At 67.5% G+C, this 17,403-nt stretch carries 25 protein-coding genes and 3 pseudogenes; 21 read left to right on the forward strand and 7 right to left on the reverse strand.

From position 1 onward, the window contains the following. Positions 1–136: 136 nt before the first annotated feature. The 19 genes and pseudogenes from ABSH63_RS13580 to ABSH63_RS13665 all read left to right on the forward strand — a co-directional run bounded on the left by ABSH63_RS13580 (position 137) and on the right by ABSH63_RS13665 (position 13,067). Complete coding sequence (locus tag ABSH63_RS13580; protein ID WP_352890416.1) at positions 137–538, forward strand: DUF2924 domain-containing protein; 402 nt, start codon at positions 137–139, stop codon at positions 536–538. Positions 539–588: 50 nt separating this feature from the next. Then, positions 589–1,965: a recombinase family protein gene (locus ABSH63_RS13585; RefSeq protein WP_434223276.1), complete on the forward strand. Its 1,377-nt coding sequence runs from the start codon at positions 589–591 to the stop codon at positions 1,963–1,965. Continuing rightward, a complete protein-coding gene (locus ABSH63_RS13590) occupies positions 1,962–2,450 on the forward strand; it encodes a hypothetical protein (protein ID WP_352890418.1) in 489 nt (162 codons plus the stop codon). The genes ABSH63_RS13585 and ABSH63_RS13590 overlap by 4 nt, the downstream gene beginning before the upstream one ends. Positions 2,451–2,633: 183 nt before the next feature. Continuing rightward, positions 2,634–2,896, forward strand: a pseudogene (locus ABSH63_RS15780) (helix-turn-helix transcriptional regulator). 13 nt (positions 2,897–2,909) lie between these two features. Beyond that, positions 2,910–3,389, forward strand: coding sequence for a hypothetical protein (locus ABSH63_RS13595; protein WP_352890419.1), 480 nt, complete (start codon positions 2,910–2,912; stop codon positions 3,387–3,389). Positions 3,390–3,469: 80 nt separating this feature from the next. Then, positions 3,470–4,301: pseudogene (locus ABSH63_RS13600) on the forward strand (ATP-binding protein). A 3-nt stretch (positions 4,302–4,304) separates the two neighbouring features. Then, positions 4,305–4,930 (forward strand): annotated as a pseudogene (locus tag ABSH63_RS13605) (hypothetical protein). Positions 4,931–4,948: 18 nt separating this feature from the next. After that, entirely contained in the window at positions 4,949–5,452 is a 504-nt protein-coding gene (locus ABSH63_RS13610; protein ID WP_352890420.1) for a DUF6511 domain-containing protein, read from the forward strand. After that, the gene (locus ABSH63_RS13615; protein WP_352890421.1) at positions 5,449–6,177 is read left to right on the forward strand and encodes a hypothetical protein; all 729 of its coding nucleotides are present in this window, start codon (positions 5,449–5,451) and stop codon (positions 6,175–6,177) included. The genes ABSH63_RS13610 and ABSH63_RS13615 overlap by 4 nt, the downstream gene beginning before the upstream one ends. Further along, positions 6,174–6,428, forward strand: coding sequence for a DNA-binding protein (locus ABSH63_RS13620; RefSeq protein WP_352890422.1), 255 nt, complete (start codon positions 6,174–6,176; stop codon positions 6,426–6,428). The genes ABSH63_RS13615 and ABSH63_RS13620 overlap by 4 nt, the downstream gene beginning before the upstream one ends. Next, positions 6,412–8,697 (forward strand): phage/plasmid primase, P4 family, encoded by a 2,286-nt coding sequence (locus tag ABSH63_RS13625; protein WP_352890423.1) that lies wholly within the window; start codon positions 6,412–6,414, stop codon positions 8,695–8,697. The genes ABSH63_RS13620 and ABSH63_RS13625 overlap by 17 nt, the downstream gene beginning before the upstream one ends. Before the next feature lie 142 nt (positions 8,698–8,839). After that, positions 8,840–9,316, forward strand: coding sequence for a crossover junction endodeoxyribonuclease RuvC (locus ABSH63_RS13630; RefSeq protein ID WP_352890424.1), 477 nt, complete (start codon positions 8,840–8,842; stop codon positions 9,314–9,316). Position 9,317: 1 nt separating this feature from the next. Further along, entirely contained in the window at positions 9,318–9,539 is a 222-nt protein-coding gene (locus ABSH63_RS13635; protein WP_352890425.1) for a hypothetical protein, read from the forward strand. Continuing rightward, the gene (locus ABSH63_RS13640; RefSeq protein WP_352890426.1) at positions 9,532–9,969 is read left to right on the forward strand and encodes a DUF6362 family protein; all 438 of its coding nucleotides are present in this window, start codon (positions 9,532–9,534) and stop codon (positions 9,967–9,969) included. Before ABSH63_RS13635 ends, ABSH63_RS13640 begins: the two co-directional genes overlap by 8 nt. Positions 9,970–10,043: 74 nt before the next feature. Continuing rightward, positions 10,044–10,466, forward strand: a complete 423-nt coding sequence (locus ABSH63_RS13645) for a VOC family protein (protein WP_352890427.1) — start codon at positions 10,044–10,046, stop codon at positions 10,464–10,466. A gap of 70 nt (positions 10,467–10,536) precedes the next feature. Further along, positions 10,537–10,803, forward strand: a complete 267-nt coding sequence (locus ABSH63_RS13650; protein WP_352890428.1) for a type II toxin-antitoxin system ParD family antitoxin — start codon at positions 10,537–10,539, stop codon at positions 10,801–10,803. Next, positions 10,800–11,093, forward strand: coding sequence for a type II toxin-antitoxin system RelE/ParE family toxin (locus ABSH63_RS13655; RefSeq protein ID WP_352890429.1), 294 nt, complete (start codon positions 10,800–10,802; stop codon positions 11,091–11,093). Before ABSH63_RS13650 ends, ABSH63_RS13655 begins: the two co-directional genes overlap by 4 nt. Positions 11,094–11,116: 23 nt before the next feature. Further along, positions 11,117–11,296, forward strand: coding sequence for a hypothetical protein (locus tag ABSH63_RS13660; protein WP_352890430.1), 180 nt, complete (start codon positions 11,117–11,119; stop codon positions 11,294–11,296). 343 nt (positions 11,297–11,639) lie between these two features. After that, positions 11,640–13,067: a site-specific DNA-methyltransferase gene (locus tag ABSH63_RS13665; protein ID WP_352890431.1), complete on the forward strand. Its 1,428-nt coding sequence runs from the start codon at positions 11,640–11,642 to the stop codon at positions 13,065–13,067. Here the strand turns inward: ABSH63_RS13665 and ABSH63_RS13670 are convergent. Continuing rightward, a complete protein-coding gene (locus tag ABSH63_RS13670; RefSeq protein ID WP_131111600.1) occupies positions 13,021–13,293 on the reverse strand; it encodes a Txe/YoeB family addiction module toxin in 273 nt (90 codons plus the stop codon). The genes ABSH63_RS13665 and ABSH63_RS13670 overlap by 47 nt on opposite strands. Further along, positions 13,283–13,564, reverse strand: coding sequence for a type II toxin-antitoxin system Phd/YefM family antitoxin (locus ABSH63_RS13675; protein WP_352890432.1), 282 nt, complete (start codon positions 13,562–13,564; stop codon positions 13,283–13,285). Before ABSH63_RS13675 ends, ABSH63_RS13670 begins: the two co-directional genes overlap by 11 nt. 40 nt (positions 13,565–13,604) lie before the next feature. Between ABSH63_RS13675 and ABSH63_RS13680 the strand changes: the two genes are divergently transcribed. Further along, a complete protein-coding gene (locus ABSH63_RS13680; protein ID WP_352890462.1) occupies positions 13,605–14,879 on the forward strand; it encodes a site-specific DNA-methyltransferase in 1,275 nt (424 codons plus the stop codon). Here ABSH63_RS13680 and ABSH63_RS13685 read toward each other — a convergent pair. The 5 genes from ABSH63_RS13685 to ABSH63_RS13705 all read right to left on the reverse strand — a co-directional run bounded on the left by ABSH63_RS13685 (position 14,849) and on the right by ABSH63_RS13705 (position 16,724). Next, positions 14,849–15,127: a type II toxin-antitoxin system RelE/ParE family toxin gene (locus ABSH63_RS13685; protein WP_352890433.1), complete on the reverse strand. Its 279-nt coding sequence runs from the start codon at positions 15,125–15,127 to the stop codon at positions 14,849–14,851. The genes ABSH63_RS13680 and ABSH63_RS13685 overlap by 31 nt on opposite strands. Further along, the gene (locus ABSH63_RS13690; RefSeq protein WP_352890434.1) at positions 15,127–15,336 is read right to left on the reverse strand and encodes a TA system antitoxin ParD family protein; all 210 of its coding nucleotides are present in this window, start codon (positions 15,334–15,336) and stop codon (positions 15,127–15,129) included. The genes ABSH63_RS13685 and ABSH63_RS13690 overlap by 1 nt, the downstream gene beginning before the upstream one ends. A 155-nt stretch (positions 15,337–15,491) precedes the next feature. After that, positions 15,492–16,070: a DUF3489 domain-containing protein gene (locus ABSH63_RS13695; RefSeq protein WP_352890435.1), complete on the reverse strand. Its 579-nt coding sequence runs from the start codon at positions 16,068–16,070 to the stop codon at positions 15,492–15,494. Positions 16,071–16,166: 96 nt separating this feature from the next. Beyond that, positions 16,167–16,364: a DUF6900 domain-containing protein gene (locus tag ABSH63_RS13700; RefSeq protein ID WP_352890436.1), complete on the reverse strand. Its 198-nt coding sequence runs from the start codon at positions 16,362–16,364 to the stop codon at positions 16,167–16,169. A 93-nt stretch (positions 16,365–16,457) separates the two neighbouring features. Beyond that, positions 16,458–16,724, reverse strand: a complete 267-nt coding sequence (locus ABSH63_RS13705; protein ID WP_352890437.1) for a hypothetical protein — start codon at positions 16,722–16,724, stop codon at positions 16,458–16,460. A 108-nt stretch (positions 16,725–16,832) separates the two neighbouring features. Here ABSH63_RS13705 and ABSH63_RS13710 point away from each other — a divergent pair, with 108 nt between their 5' ends. Then, positions 16,833–17,378: an elements of external origin gene (locus ABSH63_RS13710; protein WP_352890463.1), complete on the forward strand. Its 546-nt coding sequence runs from the start codon at positions 16,833–16,835 to the stop codon at positions 17,376–17,378. Positions 17,379–17,403 lie beyond the last annotated feature (25 nt).

Below are 17,403 nucleotides of genomic sequence, written 5' to 3' on the forward strand. Positions count from 1 at the left end.
TGCACGACTACAACCACGAGATCCCGCACGAGTCACTACGCGATCTCACGCCCGTCGAATACCGACTTCACCACCACCCCGAGACCTCTAGTAATCCGTGGCACTAAACTGGGGGAGGCGACAACCCGATTTGTCCATGGAAGACCTCTGGGCGTTGTGGGACGAGTATTTCGATGAGCGCCCGAAGCACCACCATCGCACCTGGCTGGAGAGCCGGCTCGCCTACAGGATCCAGGAGCGCGCCTTCGGCGGCTTGAAGCCCGCGACGCGTCGCAAGCTCGAGCAGATCGGTGAAACAGGCCTGCTGCCGCGCGGGCTGCGCCGCGAGGCGAGCCGGCTGCTGCCGGGCACGGTGCTCACGCGCATCTTCGACGACGTCGAGCACCGGGTGCTGGTGCGCGGATCCAACGATTTCGAGTACCAAGGGCAGCGGTTCAAGAGCCTGACGGCGATTGCCCGCCACATCACCGGCACGCCGTGGTCGGGGCCCGCGTTCTTCGGCTTGAAGGCCAAGGATGGCCAGAAGGAGATGGCATGAGATCGCCACGGCCCGTGCCCACCTCGTCCATCCAGGCCCCCCATCCCGTGATGCCGAAACGACGCTGCGCGGTCTACACGCGCAAGTCCAGCGACGAAGGACTGGACCAGGAATACAACAGCCTGGAGGCCCAACGCGACGCCGGGCTGGCCTACATCGCCAGCCAACGCCACGAGGGCTGGATCGCCGTCGAAGACGGGTATGACGACGGCGGCTACTCCGGCGGCAACCTCGACCGCCCGGCGCTCAAGCGCCTGCTGGCCGACATCGAGGCCGGCAGGATCGACATCGTGGTCGTCTACAAGATCGACCGGCTCACGCGCAGCCTGGCCGACTTCGCCAAACTGGTGGAGGTGTTCGACCGCAACGGTGTCTCTTTCGTGGCGGTCACGCAGCAGTTCAACACCACCACCTCGATGGGGCGGCTCACGCTCAACATCCTGCTGTCCTTCGCGCAGTTCGAGCGCGAGGTCACCGGCGAGCGCATCCGCGACAAGATCGCCGCCTCCAAGGCGAAGGGCATGTGGATGGGCGGCATGCCGCCGCTGGGCTATGACGTCATCGAGCGCAAGCTCGTCGTCAACGAACGCGAAGCCGCCCTGGTGCGCGACATCTTCCGGCGCTATGCCGAGCATGGCTCGGCGGCGCGGCTGGTGCGGGAACTGGCCATCGAAGGCCACAGGACCAAGGCCTGGGTGACCCAGGGCGGACGCCAGCGCACGGGTCGGCCGATCGACCAGCAATACATCTTCGCCTTGTTGCGCAACCGGATCTACCTGGGTGAGATCCGCAACCACGGCACCTGGTATCCCGGCCAGCACGACGCCATCGTGCCCCAAGATCTATGGGACGCCGCGCACGCGTTCATCGAGCGCCGCAAACAGGCCCCGCGCGAGCACCGGGCCAAGCATCCGGCGCTGCTGGCAGGGCTGCTGTTCGCGCCCGACGGGCAGCGCATGCTGCACACCTTCGTCAAGAAGAAGAGCGGACGCCTCTATCGCTACTACGTCCCCTATCTGCACAAGCGCCGCAACGCAGGCGCGAGCCTGGCGCCGGGCGCTGTGGACGTCGGTCATCTGCCCGCCGCCGAGATCGAAAACGCGGTCCTCGCGCAGATCCACGCAGCACTGTCGGCACCGGAAGTGCTGATCGGCACCTGGCGGGCGTGCCAGCGCCACCCGGCGGGTGCCGCCCTCGACGAAGCGCAGGTGGTGGTGGCGATGCGCCGCATCGGGGAGGTGTGGGCGCAGTTGTTCCCGGCCGAGCAGCAACGCATCGCGCGGCTGCTGATCGAGCGGGTGCAACTGCATGAGCACGGGCTCGACATCCTCTGGCGCGAGGACGGCTGGCTGGGACTGGGGCCCGAGATCGGCGCGCATCCCTTGGTCGAGGAGTGCCGCGCGAGTGCCGAGGAGGTCTTGGCATGACCCAGGTGCCTTCCGATCCCGTGCCGAACTCCCGCCGCCGCGTGATCCGCGTCGAAGTCGGCGCCGATCCCCGCAGCTACGTCAGCGGCAGCCAGCGGGTGACCGTGGTGCCGCTGACGATCAAGCGGCGGCACAACCGCAAGCTCCTGATCCCGCCCACGCCCGGGACCAACGCGCAATCGGTGGGCGGGCTGGATGCGCCGATGATCAAGACGCTGGGCAAGGCCTTCTACTGGAAGCGGCTGCTCGAGGAGGGGCGCTATGCCACGGCGACCGACCTGGCCCTTGCTCTGAAGCTGGAGCCCGGCTGGGTGGCCGAGGTGCTGCGCTTGACCCTGCTGGCCCCCGACATCGTCGAGGCCATCCTGGACGGGCGCCAGCCGCGGCATCTGAATCTGCAAACACTGCGCGGGCGGCATGAGCTGCTGCCCCGCGATTGGGCCGAGCAGCGCAAGATGCTGGGTTTTACGCCAGCAGCACGGTAATCGGCTGCCGATCATCCCCCCTGTCCCCAAGAACGGCGAGCCGCGTGCTCGCCGTTTTGGCATGGCTGCACGCGGATTGGCGAACCCGAAGTTCCTCGCGGGTTCGCCATTGCGTCCCTCCTAAGTTCGCCACCCGAAGCCTGCAATGACACCTGTTCCTCAACAGCGTCATAGGAGGCTTCCATGCCGACATCGGCAAGCACCATTTCCCGGTCGCCACTCGAGGCGATCAACGGCCTGAATCCCGGCGACCGCCGGGTCCTCAACGAGAACGAGCTCGCGCAGCGCTGGGGGCTGAGCCCAAGACGCTGCAGCGCTGGCGCAGCGAAGGACGTGGCCCGCGCTACCTGAAGCTGTCCAAGCGCGTGAGCTATCCGCTGGAGTCGGTCATCGAGTTCGAGCGCAGCGCCCTGCACGACTCGACCTCCGAGCGCGCGGTGCGCTGAAAAGGAGGGTGCGATGAGCGATTTGACTCTCTACCCCGCCGACATCGCGGCGATGTCCATCGGCCAGCTCGCGGCCTTGCCGCCCGAGCAGAAGGCCGAGATCAGCCGCCACCTGGACGAAGCGCTCGCCTGGCTCAAGCAAGCCCGCGCCAAGTTCGACGCTGCGCTGGAGGCCGCCTACGGCGAGCAGGCCCGCGCCGCACGCCTACAAGCCGGCAAGGACTTCGGCGTCGTGCATCTGAACGAGGGGCCGCTGCGCGTGACCGTCGATCTCCCCAAGCGCGTGGCCTGGGACCAGGCGCGACTATCGGAGATGGCCCGGCGCATCGCCGCCGCCGGCGAGCGCGTCGAGGACTACCTCGACGTCGAGTACTCGGTGTCCGAGTCCCGCTTCAACGCCTGGCCCGCGGCGCTGCGCGCGCAGTTCGAGCCGGCGCGCAGCGTCAAGCCCGGTAAGCCGACGTTCCGGCTGACCCTCGTCCCGGAGGAGTGATCCATGCGCACCGAACCGAAGGAAAAGGCTCGGAATTCAATTCCGACCCCTGTCGCCAAGCAGCTGAAGGAGGTGGCGTGATGGCGCTTCCCATCATCACCGCCGATCAGCGCCTCGCCGAGAAGCAGGGTGTGAAGCTCGTGCTGCTGGGCAAGAGCGGCATCGGCAAGACCAGCCAACTCAAGACGCTGTCCGAAGCCTCGACCCTGTTCGTCGACCTGGAAGCCGGGGGATCTGGCCGTCAAGGACTGGCGCGGCGACTGCGTGCGCCCGACCACCTGGCCGGAGTTCCGGGACCTGGTGGTGTTCCTCGCCGGCCCGAACCCGGCGCTGCCTGCGGACGCTCCGTACTCCGAGGCGCACTACCGCGCGGTTTGCGACCGGTACGGCGATCCCAGCCAACTGGCCAAGTACGACACCTACTTCGTCGACAGCATCACGGTGCTCGCGCGGCTCGCGCTCGTCTGGGCCAAGACCCAGCCGCAAGCGTACAGCGAGCGCACCGGCAAGCCCGACACCCGCGGCGCCTATAGGCTGCTCGGCGCCGAGCTCATCGGCGCGCTGACCCACCTGCAACACGCGCGCGGCAAGCACGTGGTGTTCGTGGCCATCCTCGACGAGCGGCAGGACGACTTCAACCGCCGGGTCTTCGTGCCGCAGATCGAGGGCGCCAAGACCGCCGCGGAACTCCCCGGCATCGTCGACGAAGTCATCACCTTGGCCGAGATCAAGGCCGAGGACGGATCAATCTACCGCGCCTTCGTCTGCCACACCGTCAACCCCTACGGCGTTCCCTCCAAGGACCGAAGCGGCCAGCTCGAACTGCTGGAGCCGCCGAACCTGGCCGCGCTCATCGCCAAGTGCGCCGCCGCCACCCGAATCCCGCCATCCCCCACCGCCTTCAAGGAGTGATCCATGACCGCTTGGAACGATTTCAACGACGCGCAGCAGCAGCAAAGCTTCGACCTCATCCCCAAGGGCACGCTCGCCAAGGTACGCATGACCCTCAAGCCCGGGGGCTTCGATGACCCGGCGCAGGGCTGGACGGGCGGCTGGGCCACGCGGAGCTTTGAGTCCGGCTCGGTGTATCTGGCCGCCGAGTTCGTGGTGCTGGAGGGCGAGTACGCCCGGCGCAAGCTCTGGAGCAACATCGGCCTGCATTCCCCGAAGGGCCCGGCCTGGGGCCAGATGGGGCGCAGCTTCGTGCGATCCTCAACAGCGCCCGCCACGTCCACCCCCAGGACAACGGCCCGCAGGCGGCCGCCGCGCGGCGCATCCAGGGCTTCCATGAGCTCGACGGCATCGAGTTTGCGGCCCGCATCGACATCGAGAAGGACGGCCGCGGGGAACTGAAGAACGTCATCAAGAGCGCCGTCGAGCCCGACCACCCGGACTACGCCCGGCTCATGGGCCTGCCGCCCAAGACCCCGGGCGACGGCTCCTCCGGTGCGCCGGCGGCGGTGGTTCCGCCCCATGCGATGCCCGCCCCGGTCGCCCTGCAACGTCCCGCCGTGCCGGGCAAGCCGGCCTGGGCGCAGTGAGAGGAGGCCGCGGCGTGAATGAAATGCTGGATTTGCAAACGACAGGCGCGCGGCTACGGCCACGCGGACCTTCGGCATCCGGTGGGCGACGCCCGGCGTTATCCGATGGACTGGGTGTTCTGCTCACGGCGCTGCCAGCAGGCGTTTCACGCCCTCTACGGCCAGTGGCGGCGCGTGCAGGAGGGTTACATCGACAAGACGGAGGTTGCCATGATCGATCCGTCTGACGTCGAACGGGCCGCGATGTGGGCTTGCCTCAAGGACTTCGGCGCGGCCGCCGAGGCCATCGGCTTCGACAAGCCCCTCGGCGCGTATTCCGAGGCCGAGGCGCTGCAGGTCATCGACGCCATCGTCACCGGCTACACCGAGGCGATGGTCGCGCACCACGAGGCGAGCAAGTACCCACCGGTGCGGGGACTCAAAGACTCCGTGTCCGACCCCTTCGCGGATCTGGAAGACGACCTGCCGTGGGAGGAGCCGGAGTCGGCCTCCAAAGCGCCACGGAAGGAGGCGCGGCGATGATGGACTTCAACGCCTCCAGGAGCTTCTCGGGTCAGCTCACGGCGCGGATCGATGAGGCCATGCAGCCGCGCCGCACTTACCTCGGCGCCTCACGCCTGGGGGCCGCGTGCGAGCGGCAGCTGCAGTACGAGCTCGCCGACGCGCCGGTCGATCCGGGCCGCGAGACCGACGGCCGTCTGCTGCGCGTGTTCGAGCGTGGGCGCGTCTCTGAGGACTGCATGGCCGCCTGGCTGCGCGCCGCAGGCTTCGACCTGCGCACGCGCGACGACGCCGGCGAGCCCTTCGGTTTCTCGGCCCTGGACGGACGCCTGCAGGGCCATGTCGACGGAATCCTCGTCGCCGGACCCGATCTCGGCCCGGGCGTTGGCTACCCCGCGCTGTGGGAGAACAAGTGCTTGAGCGCGAAGTCCTGGCGCGAGCTCGAAAAGCACTGCCTGGTCGTGGCCAAGCCCATCTACGCAGCGCAGGTGGCCGTCTACCAGGCTTATCTGGGCCTGCACGAACACCAGGCGCTGTTCACCGCGGTCAACGCGGACACGATGGAGCTCTACGCCGAGCGGGTGCCGTTCGATGCGGCGTTGGCGCAGCGCATGTCGGATCGGGCGGTGAAGGTGATCACCGCGCTCGAGGCGGGCGAGTTGCTGCCGCGCGGCTTCGCCGACCCCACCCACGTCGAATGCCGGATGTGCCCTTGGCAGGACCGGTGCTGGAGGGCTGCGACATGAACGACACACCGCTGACGCAGGTGCTCGGAGAGCGCCTGATCGATGCACGCGAGACGGCGCTTGCGCTGAACCTGCCGCTGTACTGGCTCACCCATGCCAAGGAGCGCCGACGTCTCGGCCTGCCGCACTACCGGGTCGGCAAGCTGCTGCGCTTCAAGCTTTCCGAACTGATCGCGTGGATGGAGGAGCGCCAGGCCCTGCGCCCGGCCGACGCAGCACTGAAGGAGGCGGCGGATGTTGGACTTCAATGACACCGCGCCCGCGCCCGAGATCCCGGCGTCCGATCGCCGCGAAGCCCTGCGCGCCGCGCTGCTCTCGCGGTTGGAATCGGTGCTGTCCACCCTGTTCCCCGCCGGTCGGACGCGCCGCGGCAAGTTCCTCATCGGCGACGTGCTGGGTAGCCCCGGCGACAGCCTGGAAGTGGTGCTCGCAGGCGAGAAGGCGGGCTTGTGGACCGACCGGGCCACCGGCGAGGGCGGCGACGTCTTCGACCTCATCGCCGCCCATCACGGCCTCGACGCCGAGCGCGACTTTGCCCGCATCCTCGATCTGGCCGAAGACCTCGTCGGCCGCGTCCCCACCGCAGCGGTACGCAAGTGCCGCAAGAAGGAAATCCCGACCGACGATCTGGGCCCCGCCACCGCCAAGTGGGACTACCTCGACGCGCAGGGGCGGCTCATCGCCGTCGTCTACCGCTACGACCCACCCGGGCGCAAGAAGGAGTTCCGGCCCTGGGACGCCAAGCGGCGCAAGATGACGCCGCCCGAGCCGCGCCCGCTGTACAACCAGCCGGGGATGACCCGCGCTGCGCAGGTGGTGCTGGTCGAGGGCGAGAAGTGCGCGCAAGCGCTGATCGACGCCGGCGTGTGCGCCACCACCGCGATGCACGGCGCCAACGCCCCGGTGGACAAGACCGACTGGTCGCCGCTCAAAGACAAGGCTGTACTGATCTGGCCCGACCGCGACAAGCCGGGCTGGGACTATGCGATGGCCGCCGCGCAGGCCGCACTCGCCGCCGGCGCCAAGTCCTGCCACATCCTCTATCCGCCCGAGGAAGCCGCGGACGGATGGGATGCGGCCGACGCCGCGGCCGAAGGCTTCGACGTGGCCGCTTTCCTCGCCCACGGCCCGCGTGTGCAGGTGCATGACATCGAGGACCCCGGCGAGCCGGTGATCGGTGCGGATGAATCGGTCTGGGGCACCGAGGATGCCCTGGCGCTGGCCTTCACCCGGCGCTACCACCGCGACTGGCGCTACGTGGCCGCCTGGGGCCGCTGGCTGGTGTGGGATGGGCGGCGCTGGCGCAACGAGGACACGCTGGCGGCGACGGACCTGATCCGCGGTGTTTGCCGCCAGACGGCAGTGCGCGCCGACAATCCCAAAGTCGCTGCCAGATTGGCCAGCGCGGGAACGGTGGGCGGTGTGGAGCGCCTGGCGCGTGCCGACCGCAGGCACGCGGCCACCACCGATGAATGGGACGCCGACCCCTGGCTGCTCAACACCCCGGGCGGCGTGGTCGATCTCAAGACCGGCCGGATGCGCCCGCACGACCGCGCCGACCGGATGACCAAGATCACCACGGCCACGCCCGGCGGCGACTGCCCGATCTGGCGGCAGTTCATCGACGAAGTCACGGGCGGTGATGTGGATCTGCAGGCTTACCTGCAGCGGATGGTGGGCTATTGCCTGACTGGCTCGACGCAGGAGCACGCCCTGTTCTTCCTGTACGGCACCGGCGCGAACGGTAAATCGGTGTTCGTAAACACCATCGCCACCATCCTGGGCGACTATGCGGCCAATGCGCCGATGGACACCTTCGTCGAGACGCGTGGCGACCGACATCCGACCGATCTCGCGGGCTTGCGCGGCGCACGCTTCGTCACGGCCATCGAGACGGAGCAGGGCCGGCGCTGGAACGAGTCCAAGGTCAAGGCCATTACCGGCGGCGACAAGATCTCCGCACGCTTCATGCGTCAGGACTTCTTCGAGTTCTTCCCGCAGTTCAAGCCGGTCGTCGTCGGCAACCACAAACCCGCCATCCGCAACATCGACGAGGCGATGAAGCGGCGGCTGCACCTGATCCCTTTCACGATCACCGTGCCGCCCGAGCGGCGCGACAAACATCTGCAGCAGAAATTGCTGGCCGAGCGCGACGGGATCCTGGCCTGGGCGATCGAGGGGTGTCTGGCCTGGCAGCGCCTGGGCCGGCTCGATCCGCCGCTGCAGGTGGTCGCGGCCACCGAGGAGTACTTCGAGGCCGAGGACGCGCTGGGGCGCTGGCTGGAGGAGCGTTGCGTGCGCGAGGCCAATGCCAAGTCGCTGACCGCTGAACTCTTCAACGACTGGAAGCAGTGGGCGGAGGCCGCGGGCGAGTTCGTCGGCTCACAGCGTCGTTTCTCCGACCTTTTGATCACCCGCGGCGTCGAGAAATGGCGCAACGCCTCCGGCATCCGGGGCTTTCGTGGCGTGGGCCTCAAGCACCCGATGCAGCCCGCCTACACCCCCTATGCCGACGACTGACCCCCCATGACCACCGACAGGACTGACGCATCTGACGCTGCCCATCGTAAGTCTCTACGCGCGTGCGCGTGCGCGCGCGTCACGGGAGCAATCGATATCGTGCGTCGGATGCGTCAGTCCCCACCGAACGAGGACTGACACCATGCACACCACGATCCTGGCCCTGGACCTGGGCACGACCACCGGCTGGGCGCTGCGCGACGGCTCCGGCCACATCACCAGCGGCGCCGTCTGCTTTCGGCCGCAGCGCTTCGAAGGCGGCGGCATGCGCTTCCTGCGCTTTAAGCGCTGGATTGCTGAAATTCAGCAATCGGTTTCTGAAATTCAGTTTTTGTACTTCGAGGAGGTGCGGCGACACGCCGGTGTCGACGCCGCCCACGCCTACGGCGGCTTCCTCGCCACGCTCACGGCCTGGTGCGAGCACCACGGCATCCCCTATGCGGGCGTGCCGGTGGGCACGATCAAGAAGCACGCCACGGGCCGTGGCAACGCGCGCAAGGACGCGATGCTGGCTGCCGCCCGCGCCCGCGGTCATACCCCCGCCGACGACAACGAGGCCGATGCGCTGGCCTTGCTGCACTGGGCCATCGAGCGCCACGACGCGGCGCAGGAGGGTTGAGATGCACATCCCGACCCCTCGCTACCGCTGCCCGCTCGCTCGGCTGCAGCCCGAGCCGATGGACGTGGAAGCCGTCAAGCGCCAGGGCTGGCGCGAGCAGCGCGTGCTCGTCGTTGGTCTGGACGATGCCCGGCTGGACTGGACGGAGCGCGAACTGATACGCCGCATCGGCGAGCGGCTGTACGGATCACCCAATGCAACCCGGGAGGTGCGCCATGGCTGAGTGGACCGTCGAGCAGGTGGCCGAGCGCTTCCGCGAGGCGGCCATCACCGCGCACCGCCTGCCACCCGTGCGCGTGCAGGGCTACTTCAACACCTGGCCCGCGATCCGGCGCCTGCCGTGGGAGACGCTCGGTGCCGAGCCGGTGATCCGGCGCTTCCCGCCCGCGCCAGAGGCCATCGAGCGGATGCTCGAGGCCATGCGCTGGGTGCAGTGGCTGCAGGAGGAGGAGCGGCACCTCGTGTGGATGCGCGCCGAGCGCCACCGCTGGCGCGACATCTGCGCGCGCTTCGGCTGCGACCGCACCACGGCCTGGCGGCGCTGGCAGCGGGCGCTCTCGATCGTGGCTGAGGCACTCAACGGCAAGCGGCAAGACGCCGGCCCTTCGATGCGCAGCGGGGTGAGCGAACCGCCCGCCCGGCCGTTCGCTTGACAAGATGGGGCTGCATGGGTCCAATAACAGTTATTAACAATTAATAACAGTTATGGCTCGAGAGGAATCACCGCGTGAAGCCAAGGATCACTGTAATCACCATCGGTGTTGATGACCTTGAGAGGTCGCTGCGCTTCTACCGGGACGGCCTCGGGCTCGCAACGGAAGGCATCATCGGCAAGGAGTTTGAGTATGGAGCCGTGGTGTTCATCGACCTCCAAGCGGGCTTACGGCTGGCGTTGTGGCCGCGCAAGAGCATCGCGCATGATTCCGGTCTTTCCGTAGGCACGGCGAGTCCAACGGAGTTCACGTTGGGGCACAACGTGAACTCAAAGTCCGAAGTAGACGTTGTGATGAACCAGGCACGTTGCGCGGGCGCTGTCGTTGTGAAGCCAGCCGCGGACACTTTCTGGGGTGGCTACGCCGGCTACTTTCAGGACCCGGACGGCCATCTGTGGGAGGTTGTGTGGAATCCGCAGTGGACCGCACCGGATTGATGCATAACAACAGCATGCGGCGGACGGCGCTGCGTGCCGCCGCTGATGCTGAGCGTTAGGAACCATTCCCATGCCGACGAGCGTCGCCCTCAGCCCCCATTTCGAGGCCTTCATCAAGGAGCAGGTCGCCTCCGGTCGCTACAACAACGCCAGCGAGGTGGTTCGCGCAGGCCTGCGATTGCTGGAAGAGCAAGCCCAGCGCCACGCCCTGCAGCTGGAAGAGCTGCGCGCGGCCATCACAGCCGGTCGATCCAGTGGCCCGGGGCAGCCGGCCGAAGAGGTGTTTGATCGTCTGGAAGCAAAGTATCGGGATCAGGGCAAGCGCCGGACGACATGACCCGGCTCGTCATCACCCCGCTGGCCGCAAGCGACATCGAGGAAATCGGCGACTACATCGCCCAGGACAACCCGGGCCGAGCCGTCAGCTTCATGGCAGAACTTCGCATGCAGTGCAGGAAGATCGCCGGGGCGCCCCAGGCGTACCGGCTCCGCCCCGAGCTCGGCGAGGGCATTCGATCCTGCGCCCACGGCAACTACGTGATCTTCTTCTGTGCGTCCGACGATGAAGTGAGCATCGTGCGCGTCCTGCACGGCGCACGGGACATCGGCGCCCAGTTCGGCGGCTGACATCGGCCAAGTAGGCGCCTCGAATGGCCATGAAGAAGCGCAACGACCGGATCCTCGAAGCCGTTCATGAGACGGCGCGTGACCTGCATCGCCTGGGCTTCATCGACGCGCGCATGATGCGCCAGTACGACGCGCTGCGCCTGGTAGCCAAGCGCGACCGCACGTCCTCGCCAAACGCTTCCCGTCCGCGTGTTTTGGGATGATTTGGCGGGTGAGATCGTGCATCCGCGCACGCCCGCGGGCAAACGCGGCTTTGGCCGCTGCAACAGATCCGCCGTTTCGGGGGTAGGATTTCGGCTAACTTCTGGACAGCGGTGACGCCTGACGAAGCCGCCCGAGCAGCGACGGGTCCTTCCTGTCCAAAATCCCATGCGGGGGGCGCGAGCGCGGCATCGCCCTAGCGTCAGGGCGCCAAGCAGGTTACCACCCGGCCAGGTTACCGGCCCCGGTTACCACCCCGCAGAACGGTGACCGCTCCACCCGAACCCGAACTCACATGACCCGCCCGGCGGCAACGCCCGGCGGGTTTGCTTTTGGATTTCTCCCTTGAACACGCTTACCGTCGAGTACCGCAAGGTCGAGGCGTTGATCCCCTACGCGCGCAACCCGCGCACGCATAGCGATGCGCAGATCGCCAAGATCGCCGCTTCCATCGCCGAGTTCGGCTTCACCAACCCGATCCTGGTCGATGGCGCAAACGGCATCATCGCCGGGCATGGGCGCTTGGCCGCGGCGCGCCGGCTCGGGCTCGAGCAGGTGCCGGTGATCGAACTCGCGCACCTCACGCCGGCGCAAAAGCGCGCCCTCGTTCTGGCGGACAACCGCCTGGCGCTGGATGCCGGCTGGGATGAGGAGCTGCTCGCGCTGGAACTGGCCGAACTCGCCGAGGCCGGCTACGACCTGGCGCTCACCGGGTTCGACGGATCCGAGATCGAAGCGATGCTCGCCGAGGCGGCAGTCGATGCCGCGCAGGAACCCACGACCGAGGAGACGGACACCGCCGACGACGTGCCCGATGCCCCGTCCATGCCGGTTGCCCGCACCGGCGACCTCTGGGTGCTCGGCCAGCACCGCCTCATCTGCGGCGATGCCACCGACCGGAGCGTGGTGGCCGCGCTGATGCAGGGCGAAACGGCTGCCTTGTGCTTCACCTCGCCGCCCTACGGCAACCAGCGCGACTACACCACCGGCGGCATTGCCGATTGGGACGGCCTGATGCGCGGCGTCTTTGCCCATCTGCCGATGGCAGACGACGGCCAGGTGCTGGTGAACCTGGGCCTGATCCACCGCGACAACGAAGTGATCCCGTACTGGGACGGGTGGATGGCCTGGATGCGCCAGCAAGGCTGGCGGCGCTTCGCCTGGTACGTCTGGGATCAAGGTCCGGGGATGCCCGGCGACTGGCAGGGGCGGCTGGCGCCTGCCTTCGAGTTCGTCTTTCACTTCAACCGAGAAAGCCGCAAACCGAACAAGATCGTGCCGTGCAAGTTCGCCGGGCAAGAGACCCACCTGCGCGCCGATGGATCATCGACGGCGATGCGCGGCAAAGACGGCGAAGTGGGCGGCTGGACCCATGCCGGCCAGCCCACCCAGGACACCCGCATCCCCGACTCGGTGATTCGCCTGATGCGCCACAAGGGCAGGATCGGCCAGGGGATCGACCACCCGGCGGTGTTCCCGGTGGCGCTGCCGCAGTTCGTCATCGAGGCTTACACCGATGCGGGCGACCTCGTGTTCGAACCCTTCGGCGGCAGCGGCACGACCATGCTGGCCGCCGAGCGCACCGGCCGGATCTGCCGCAGCGTGGAGATCGCGCCGGAGTACGTGGACGTGGCCATCGAGCGCTTCCGGCAGAACCATCCGGAGGTGCCGGTGACGCTGGCCGCCACCGGCCAATCCTTCGAGGAGGTGGCGGCCGAGCGCGCCGTCAGTAGTGGTAGCGCCCCTGCAGAAACTCGATGCGATCGGCCTTGACCAGATAGACGCAGCGATGCTCCTGGGTAATGCGCCGCGACCAGACATCGGGGCCGAGATATTTCAGCGGCTCGGGTTTGCCGATGCCATCGAACGGATCACGCAGCACCGCCTCGACCAGATCGAGCAACCGCTTGGCGGTGCGCCGGTCGGTCTCGACCCAATGGCGCAGGTCTTCGAGAAACTCCGGATGGCAGACGGCAAGCCGCGCAGCCTCACGCTTCAAGGCCGAGGTCCTTTTTGAGCTTGGCTGGCGTCGTGGGTTTCAAATGGGTCGTGCGCGCTCGAGTGAGGGCCGTCAATAAGCGTTCGGCGTTCTTCGAGGAACGCAGCAGATGCGCTGTCTCCAGCAGGCCCTCGAGTTCGTCGGCCGCGATCATCGCCACGGCGCCCCCTGAGCGACGACGCACGACGATGACCTCGCGATCGTCCACGGCGCGGTCCATCAGCGCCTTGAGCTGCTCACGCGCCTGGCTGTAAGTGGTTTCGATGGTCATGGCCGGGACTCCAGAATTGGACAGAAACATTGTACAGAAAATGAGCGCGTCGTGGCTGGCCGAGCGGATCGAGCAGTGGCCGACCGCCAAGTTGCTGCCCTACGTCCGCAACGCCCGCACCCACTCCGAGGAGCAGGTGGCGCAGATCGCCGCCAGCAACGCGGAGTTCGGCTTCACCAACCCGATCCTGGTAGGCAGCGACGGGGTGATCGTCGCCGGGCACGGGCGGCTCGCGGCCGCCCGCAAGCTCGGGCTGGAGCGGGTGCCGGTGGTCGTGCTCGACCATCTGACGCCCACCCAGCGCCGGGCGCTGGTGATCGCCGACAACCGCATCGCGGAGAACGCCGGCTGGGACGAGCAACTGCTGCGCATCGAGCTGCAAGACCTGCAGGCCGAGGGCTTCGATCTGGACCTAACCGGCTTCGACGCCGACGCGCTGGCCGAACTGCTCGCGGGCGACGAGCCGGAGCTCGAAGGCCAGACCGACGAGGACGCGGTGCCCGAGGTCGGCGAGACGCCCATCTCACGCCCCGGCGATGTCTGGATCATGGGCCCGCACCGGCTGCTGTGCGGCGACTCGACCGTGGCCGAGAGCTTTGAGCGGCTGATGCAAGGCGCGGTGGCGGACATGGTGTTCACCGATCCGCCATACAACGTCAACTACGCGAACTCAGCGAAAGACAAGCTGCGCGGCAAGGACCGCGCGATCCTCAACGACAACCTGGGAGATGGCTTTCACGACTTCCTGCTGGCGGCCTTGAGGCCCACCATCGCCCACTGCCGCGGCGCGATCTACGTGGCCATGTCCTCCAGCGAGCTGGACGTGCTGCAATCGGCCTTCCGGGCTGCCGGCGGCCACTGGTCCACCTTCATCATCTGGGCCAAGCACACCTTCACGCTGGGCCGCTCCGACTACCAGCGCCAGTACGAGCCGATCCTCTACGGCTGGCCTGAAGGCGCGCAGCGCCACTGGTGCGGCGACCGCGACCAGGGCGATGTGTGGCAGATCAAGAAGCCGCAGAAGAACGACCTGCACCCGACCATGAAGCCGGTGGAGTTGGTCGAGCGGGCGATCCGCAACTCCAGCCGCCCGGGGAATGTCGTGCTCGACCCCTTCGGCGGCTCGGGCACGACGCTGATCGCCGCGGAAAAGTCCGGCCGCATCGCGCGGCTGATCGAGCTCGACCCGAAGTACGTGGATGTGATCGTGCGCCGCTGGCAGGACTTCACCGGCCAGGACGCCTGCCGGCAAGTCGATGCAGTCCCGTTCAATGATCTGGCGGGTCAGGGTTCGATGCGTTTGAGGTCGCGATAGAAATTCTCGTGCGGACCGACCATCAGCAGCTTGAGCGTGTTCTCGTCGAGGACTCGGTAGGCCAGCAGGCACAGCAGACTGCCCATGCGGAACTTGTAAACCCGCACGCCGGCCAGGTCGCCGACTTTGGCTTCGCCCGCTTCGGGCTGACTGGCGATGGTACGCACCGCCTCGTCGAGTGTCGCCTTCTGCTGCTTGTGCAGTTTCTTGACGGCGCGCTCGAAGGTCGGGGTGACGAGCAGGCGCATCAGCCGAACCGGTACTCGCCAGCAGCCTCTTCCTGGTCGGCGATCAGAATGTCGCGAATGACGGAAAAGGGCAGGTCGGGGTTCTCTGCGGCGATCTTGCCGATCTGCGACCAGTATTCGATCTGCTTGGGCACCGAGCGATGTTCGATGGCGCCGTAACGCTTGGCGGTCTCGACCAAGGCTTCAGGCAGTTTGACATTGACGGCCATACGAACCTCCTTTGCGATGGATCATTGTAGTCCGTAATGGTCCAAAAAGGAGCCTTGCCACCGGGCGGCCACAGACGCCTCGACGCTCACGCAGTGAATCACGAAGCCGTCGGCTGCGGCATCTCGCCATACGGGAGGCGCTGCCTCGTTGCAACTCACGCGAGCCGGTAGACGCGCTCGCCGCCCTGGGGTTTGTCGGAGACGATCGTCAAGCCCAGCTTCTTCTTCAGCGCCCCGGCCAGGGTGCCGCGCACGGTGTGCGCCTGCCAGCCGGTCGCCTCCATGATCTGGTGGATCGTGGCGCCCTCAGGACGCCGCAGCATCGCGATCACCTGCGCCTGCTTGCTGTCGGCGCGGGTGCGACGCGGCGCATCGTCCTTGGCCTGCGTCCACGTGGCCTCCGCCGCGGTGATGGCGGCCTCCAACTCGGGATCGCTCGCGGCGGTTGCCTGCTCCGCGTTGGCGATGATCCGATCGAGACAAGCTTCGAATCGACCGACGCGAATCTTATTTACGCCGGGGCGCGGGAGCCCCAAGGCGTCGTAGCCCTCGGCGGCGACCAACCAGTCGGCCCCCGCGGGGGCGATCAGGGCACGGTTGGCAAGGCCTTCCAGCACCTTCTGGCGGGCGCCGCCTTTGATGTGCTCGGGGAACCAGTCGATCTTGCCGCCGCTGTGCGCGATGGCGTAGGCCAGGATGGCGTGCTGGGTCGGGGTCAGGGCGATGGTGGTCATGGGCTTGCTCCTTCGCAGGGGTGGATCGGGTGACGGGATGAACGCGCTGTTCGGGGCCCAAGCCAAGCGTTTCGGCTTGGCATGGGCCTTTCGCAATCAGCGGTTGGCCTCCTCCGGCGACTTGGCACGGCGACCTTGTTCGAGTCCCGCGTTGAAGGCCGCTTCCAGCGCGGCGCGGATGTTCCACACCGCCAGGTCGTGGAAATCCAGGCTGTCCGAGTGGCGGGTTTGCAAGGTCTCGATGCCGAGATGCTGCTGGGCGATCTGGGTCAGGAGGGCGTCGATGGGGCGCATGGTGGGTTCCTTTCAAGGTTGGTTGGCGCGATGGAATGAACGCGCTGTTCGGCAGTGAAGCCAAGCGCTTTCTGCTTGGCTTGACGCGGTGAGTCAGGCCTTGCGCAGCACCGCGATGCCGGCGTGCGCGAGCTCCAAGGCCGCGGCATGGAACGCCATCTCGCCGATCCAGGGGGCGGCGCGGGCGTCGTCGAGCAACTGGTCGATGACCGGCCTGGCCTTGGCGCGCATCGCCGCGCAGGCGGCCTCCAGGTCGTCGCGGCTGGCGGCCGCCACCTCGGTGCGGCAGCTGCGCACCAGGATGGTCAGCGCCGCTTCGGCCAGCTTCGTGGCCAGGGTATCGAGAGTGTTGGCGTTCATCGGGGGTCCTTTCGATGGTGGTTGGCGTGCCGTGATGAACGCGCTGTTCCCGAGGAAAGCCAAGCTCGATCTTCAGGAATGACGAACAAATGATTGAAGAAGGTGACGATGGGTCTTTCCATTCGCGCCTACGCGCGCCACCGGGGCGTGTCGCACGTGGCCGTGAAGAAGGCCATCGACACCGGGCGCATCACGACGCTTGCCGACGGCACGATCGACCCCGAGACGGCCGACGCGCAGTGGGCGCGCAACACCGTGCAGCCCCGGCGAGCGCCTGAACCGCAGAAGTTCGATACCAAGAAGCCGCAGACCCGGCCCGAGCGCGAGATCCCCGACCCCGTCCCCCCGCCGTTGCCCAGCGGCGGCACGTCGCTGCTGCAGGCACGCACCGTCAACGAGGTGCTCAAGGCCCAGCTCCACAAGGTCGAGCTGGCGCAGCGCAAGGGCGAGCTCGTCGACCGCGCGCAGGCGGTAGCGCATGTGTTCAAGCTCGCGCGCAGCGAGCGCGACGCGTGGCTGAACTGGCCGGCGCGCATCTCGGCACAGATGGCGGCGTGGCTTGGCGTCGAGCCCCACGCGCTGCACGTGGCGCTCGATGCGGCCGTGCGCGAGCACCTGCAGGAATTGGGCGAGGTTCGCCCTCGGATTGACTGAAGATGTGGGCGACGACAGGAATCTC

It is taken from the genome of Sinimarinibacterium thermocellulolyticum (assembly GCF_040327995.1).
Taxonomy (GTDB): Bacteria; Pseudomonadota; Gammaproteobacteria; order Nevskiales; family Nevskiaceae; genus Solimonas; species Solimonas thermocellulolyticum.

Excerpts from the sequence above, each read along its gene's own strand:
- ABSH63_RS13595 (WP_352890419.1), top strand. The coding sequence starts at position 2,910 with ATGAGCGATTTGACTCTCTACCCCGCCGACATCGCGGCGATGTCCATC.
- ABSH63_RS13585 (WP_434223276.1), top strand. The coding sequence starts at position 589 with ATGCCGAAACGACGCTGCGCGGTCTACACGCGCAAGTCCAGCGACGAA.
- ABSH63_RS13690 (WP_352890434.1), bottom strand. The coding sequence starts at position 15,336 with ATGGCCGTCAATGTCAAACTGCCTGAAGCCTTGGTCGAGACCGCCAAG.
- ABSH63_RS13685 (WP_352890433.1), bottom strand. The coding sequence starts at position 15,127 with ATGCGCCTGCTCGTCACCCCGACCTTCGAGCGCGCCGTCAAGAAACTG.
- ABSH63_RS13615 (WP_352890421.1), top strand. The coding sequence starts at position 5,449 with ATGATGGACTTCAACGCCTCCAGGAGCTTCTCGGGTCAGCTCACGGCG.
- ABSH63_RS13675 (WP_352890432.1), bottom strand. The coding sequence starts at position 13,564 with ATGACCATCGAAACCACTTACAGCCAGGCGCGTGAGCAGCTCAAGGCG.
- ABSH63_RS13695 (WP_352890435.1), bottom strand. The coding sequence starts at position 16,070 with ATGACCACCATCGCCCTGACCCCGACCCAGCACGCCATCCTGGCCTAC.
- ABSH63_RS13590 (WP_352890418.1), top strand. The coding sequence starts at position 1,962 with ATGACCCAGGTGCCTTCCGATCCCGTGCCGAACTCCCGCCGCCGCGTG.
- ABSH63_RS13635 (WP_352890425.1), top strand. The coding sequence starts at position 9,318 with ATGCACATCCCGACCCCTCGCTACCGCTGCCCGCTCGCTCGGCTGCAG.
- ABSH63_RS13650 (WP_352890428.1), top strand. The coding sequence starts at position 10,537 with ATGCCGACGAGCGTCGCCCTCAGCCCCCATTTCGAGGCCTTCATCAAG.
- ABSH63_RS13660 (WP_352890430.1), top strand. The coding sequence starts at position 11,117 with ATGGCCATGAAGAAGCGCAACGACCGGATCCTCGAAGCCGTTCATGAG.
- ABSH63_RS13620 (WP_352890422.1), top strand. The coding sequence starts at position 6,174 with ATGAACGACACACCGCTGACGCAGGTGCTCGGAGAGCGCCTGATCGAT.
- ABSH63_RS13705 (WP_352890437.1), bottom strand. The coding sequence starts at position 16,724 with ATGAACGCCAACACTCTCGATACCCTGGCCACGAAGCTGGCCGAAGCG.
- ABSH63_RS13700 (WP_352890436.1), bottom strand. The coding sequence starts at position 16,364 with ATGCGCCCCATCGACGCCCTCCTGACCCAGATCGCCCAGCAGCATCTC.
- ABSH63_RS13640 (WP_352890426.1), top strand. The coding sequence starts at position 9,532 with ATGGCTGAGTGGACCGTCGAGCAGGTGGCCGAGCGCTTCCGCGAGGCG.
- ABSH63_RS13630 (WP_352890424.1), top strand. The coding sequence starts at position 8,840 with ATGCACACCACGATCCTGGCCCTGGACCTGGGCACGACCACCGGCTGG.
- ABSH63_RS13625 (WP_352890423.1), top strand. The coding sequence starts at position 6,412 with ATGTTGGACTTCAATGACACCGCGCCCGCGCCCGAGATCCCGGCGTCC.
- ABSH63_RS13655 (WP_352890429.1), top strand. The coding sequence starts at position 10,800 with ATGACCCGGCTCGTCATCACCCCGCTGGCCGCAAGCGACATCGAGGAA.
- ABSH63_RS13680 (WP_352890462.1), top strand. The coding sequence starts at position 13,605 with ATGAGCGCGTCGTGGCTGGCCGAGCGGATCGAGCAGTGGCCGACCGCC.
- ABSH63_RS13710 (WP_352890463.1), top strand. The coding sequence starts at position 16,833 with ATGGGTCTTTCCATTCGCGCCTACGCGCGCCACCGGGGCGTGTCGCAC.
- ABSH63_RS13610 (WP_352890420.1), top strand. The coding sequence starts at position 4,949 with ATGAAATGCTGGATTTGCAAACGACAGGCGCGCGGCTACGGCCACGCG.
- ABSH63_RS13580 (WP_352890416.1), top strand. The coding sequence starts at position 137 with ATGGAAGACCTCTGGGCGTTGTGGGACGAGTATTTCGATGAGCGCCCG.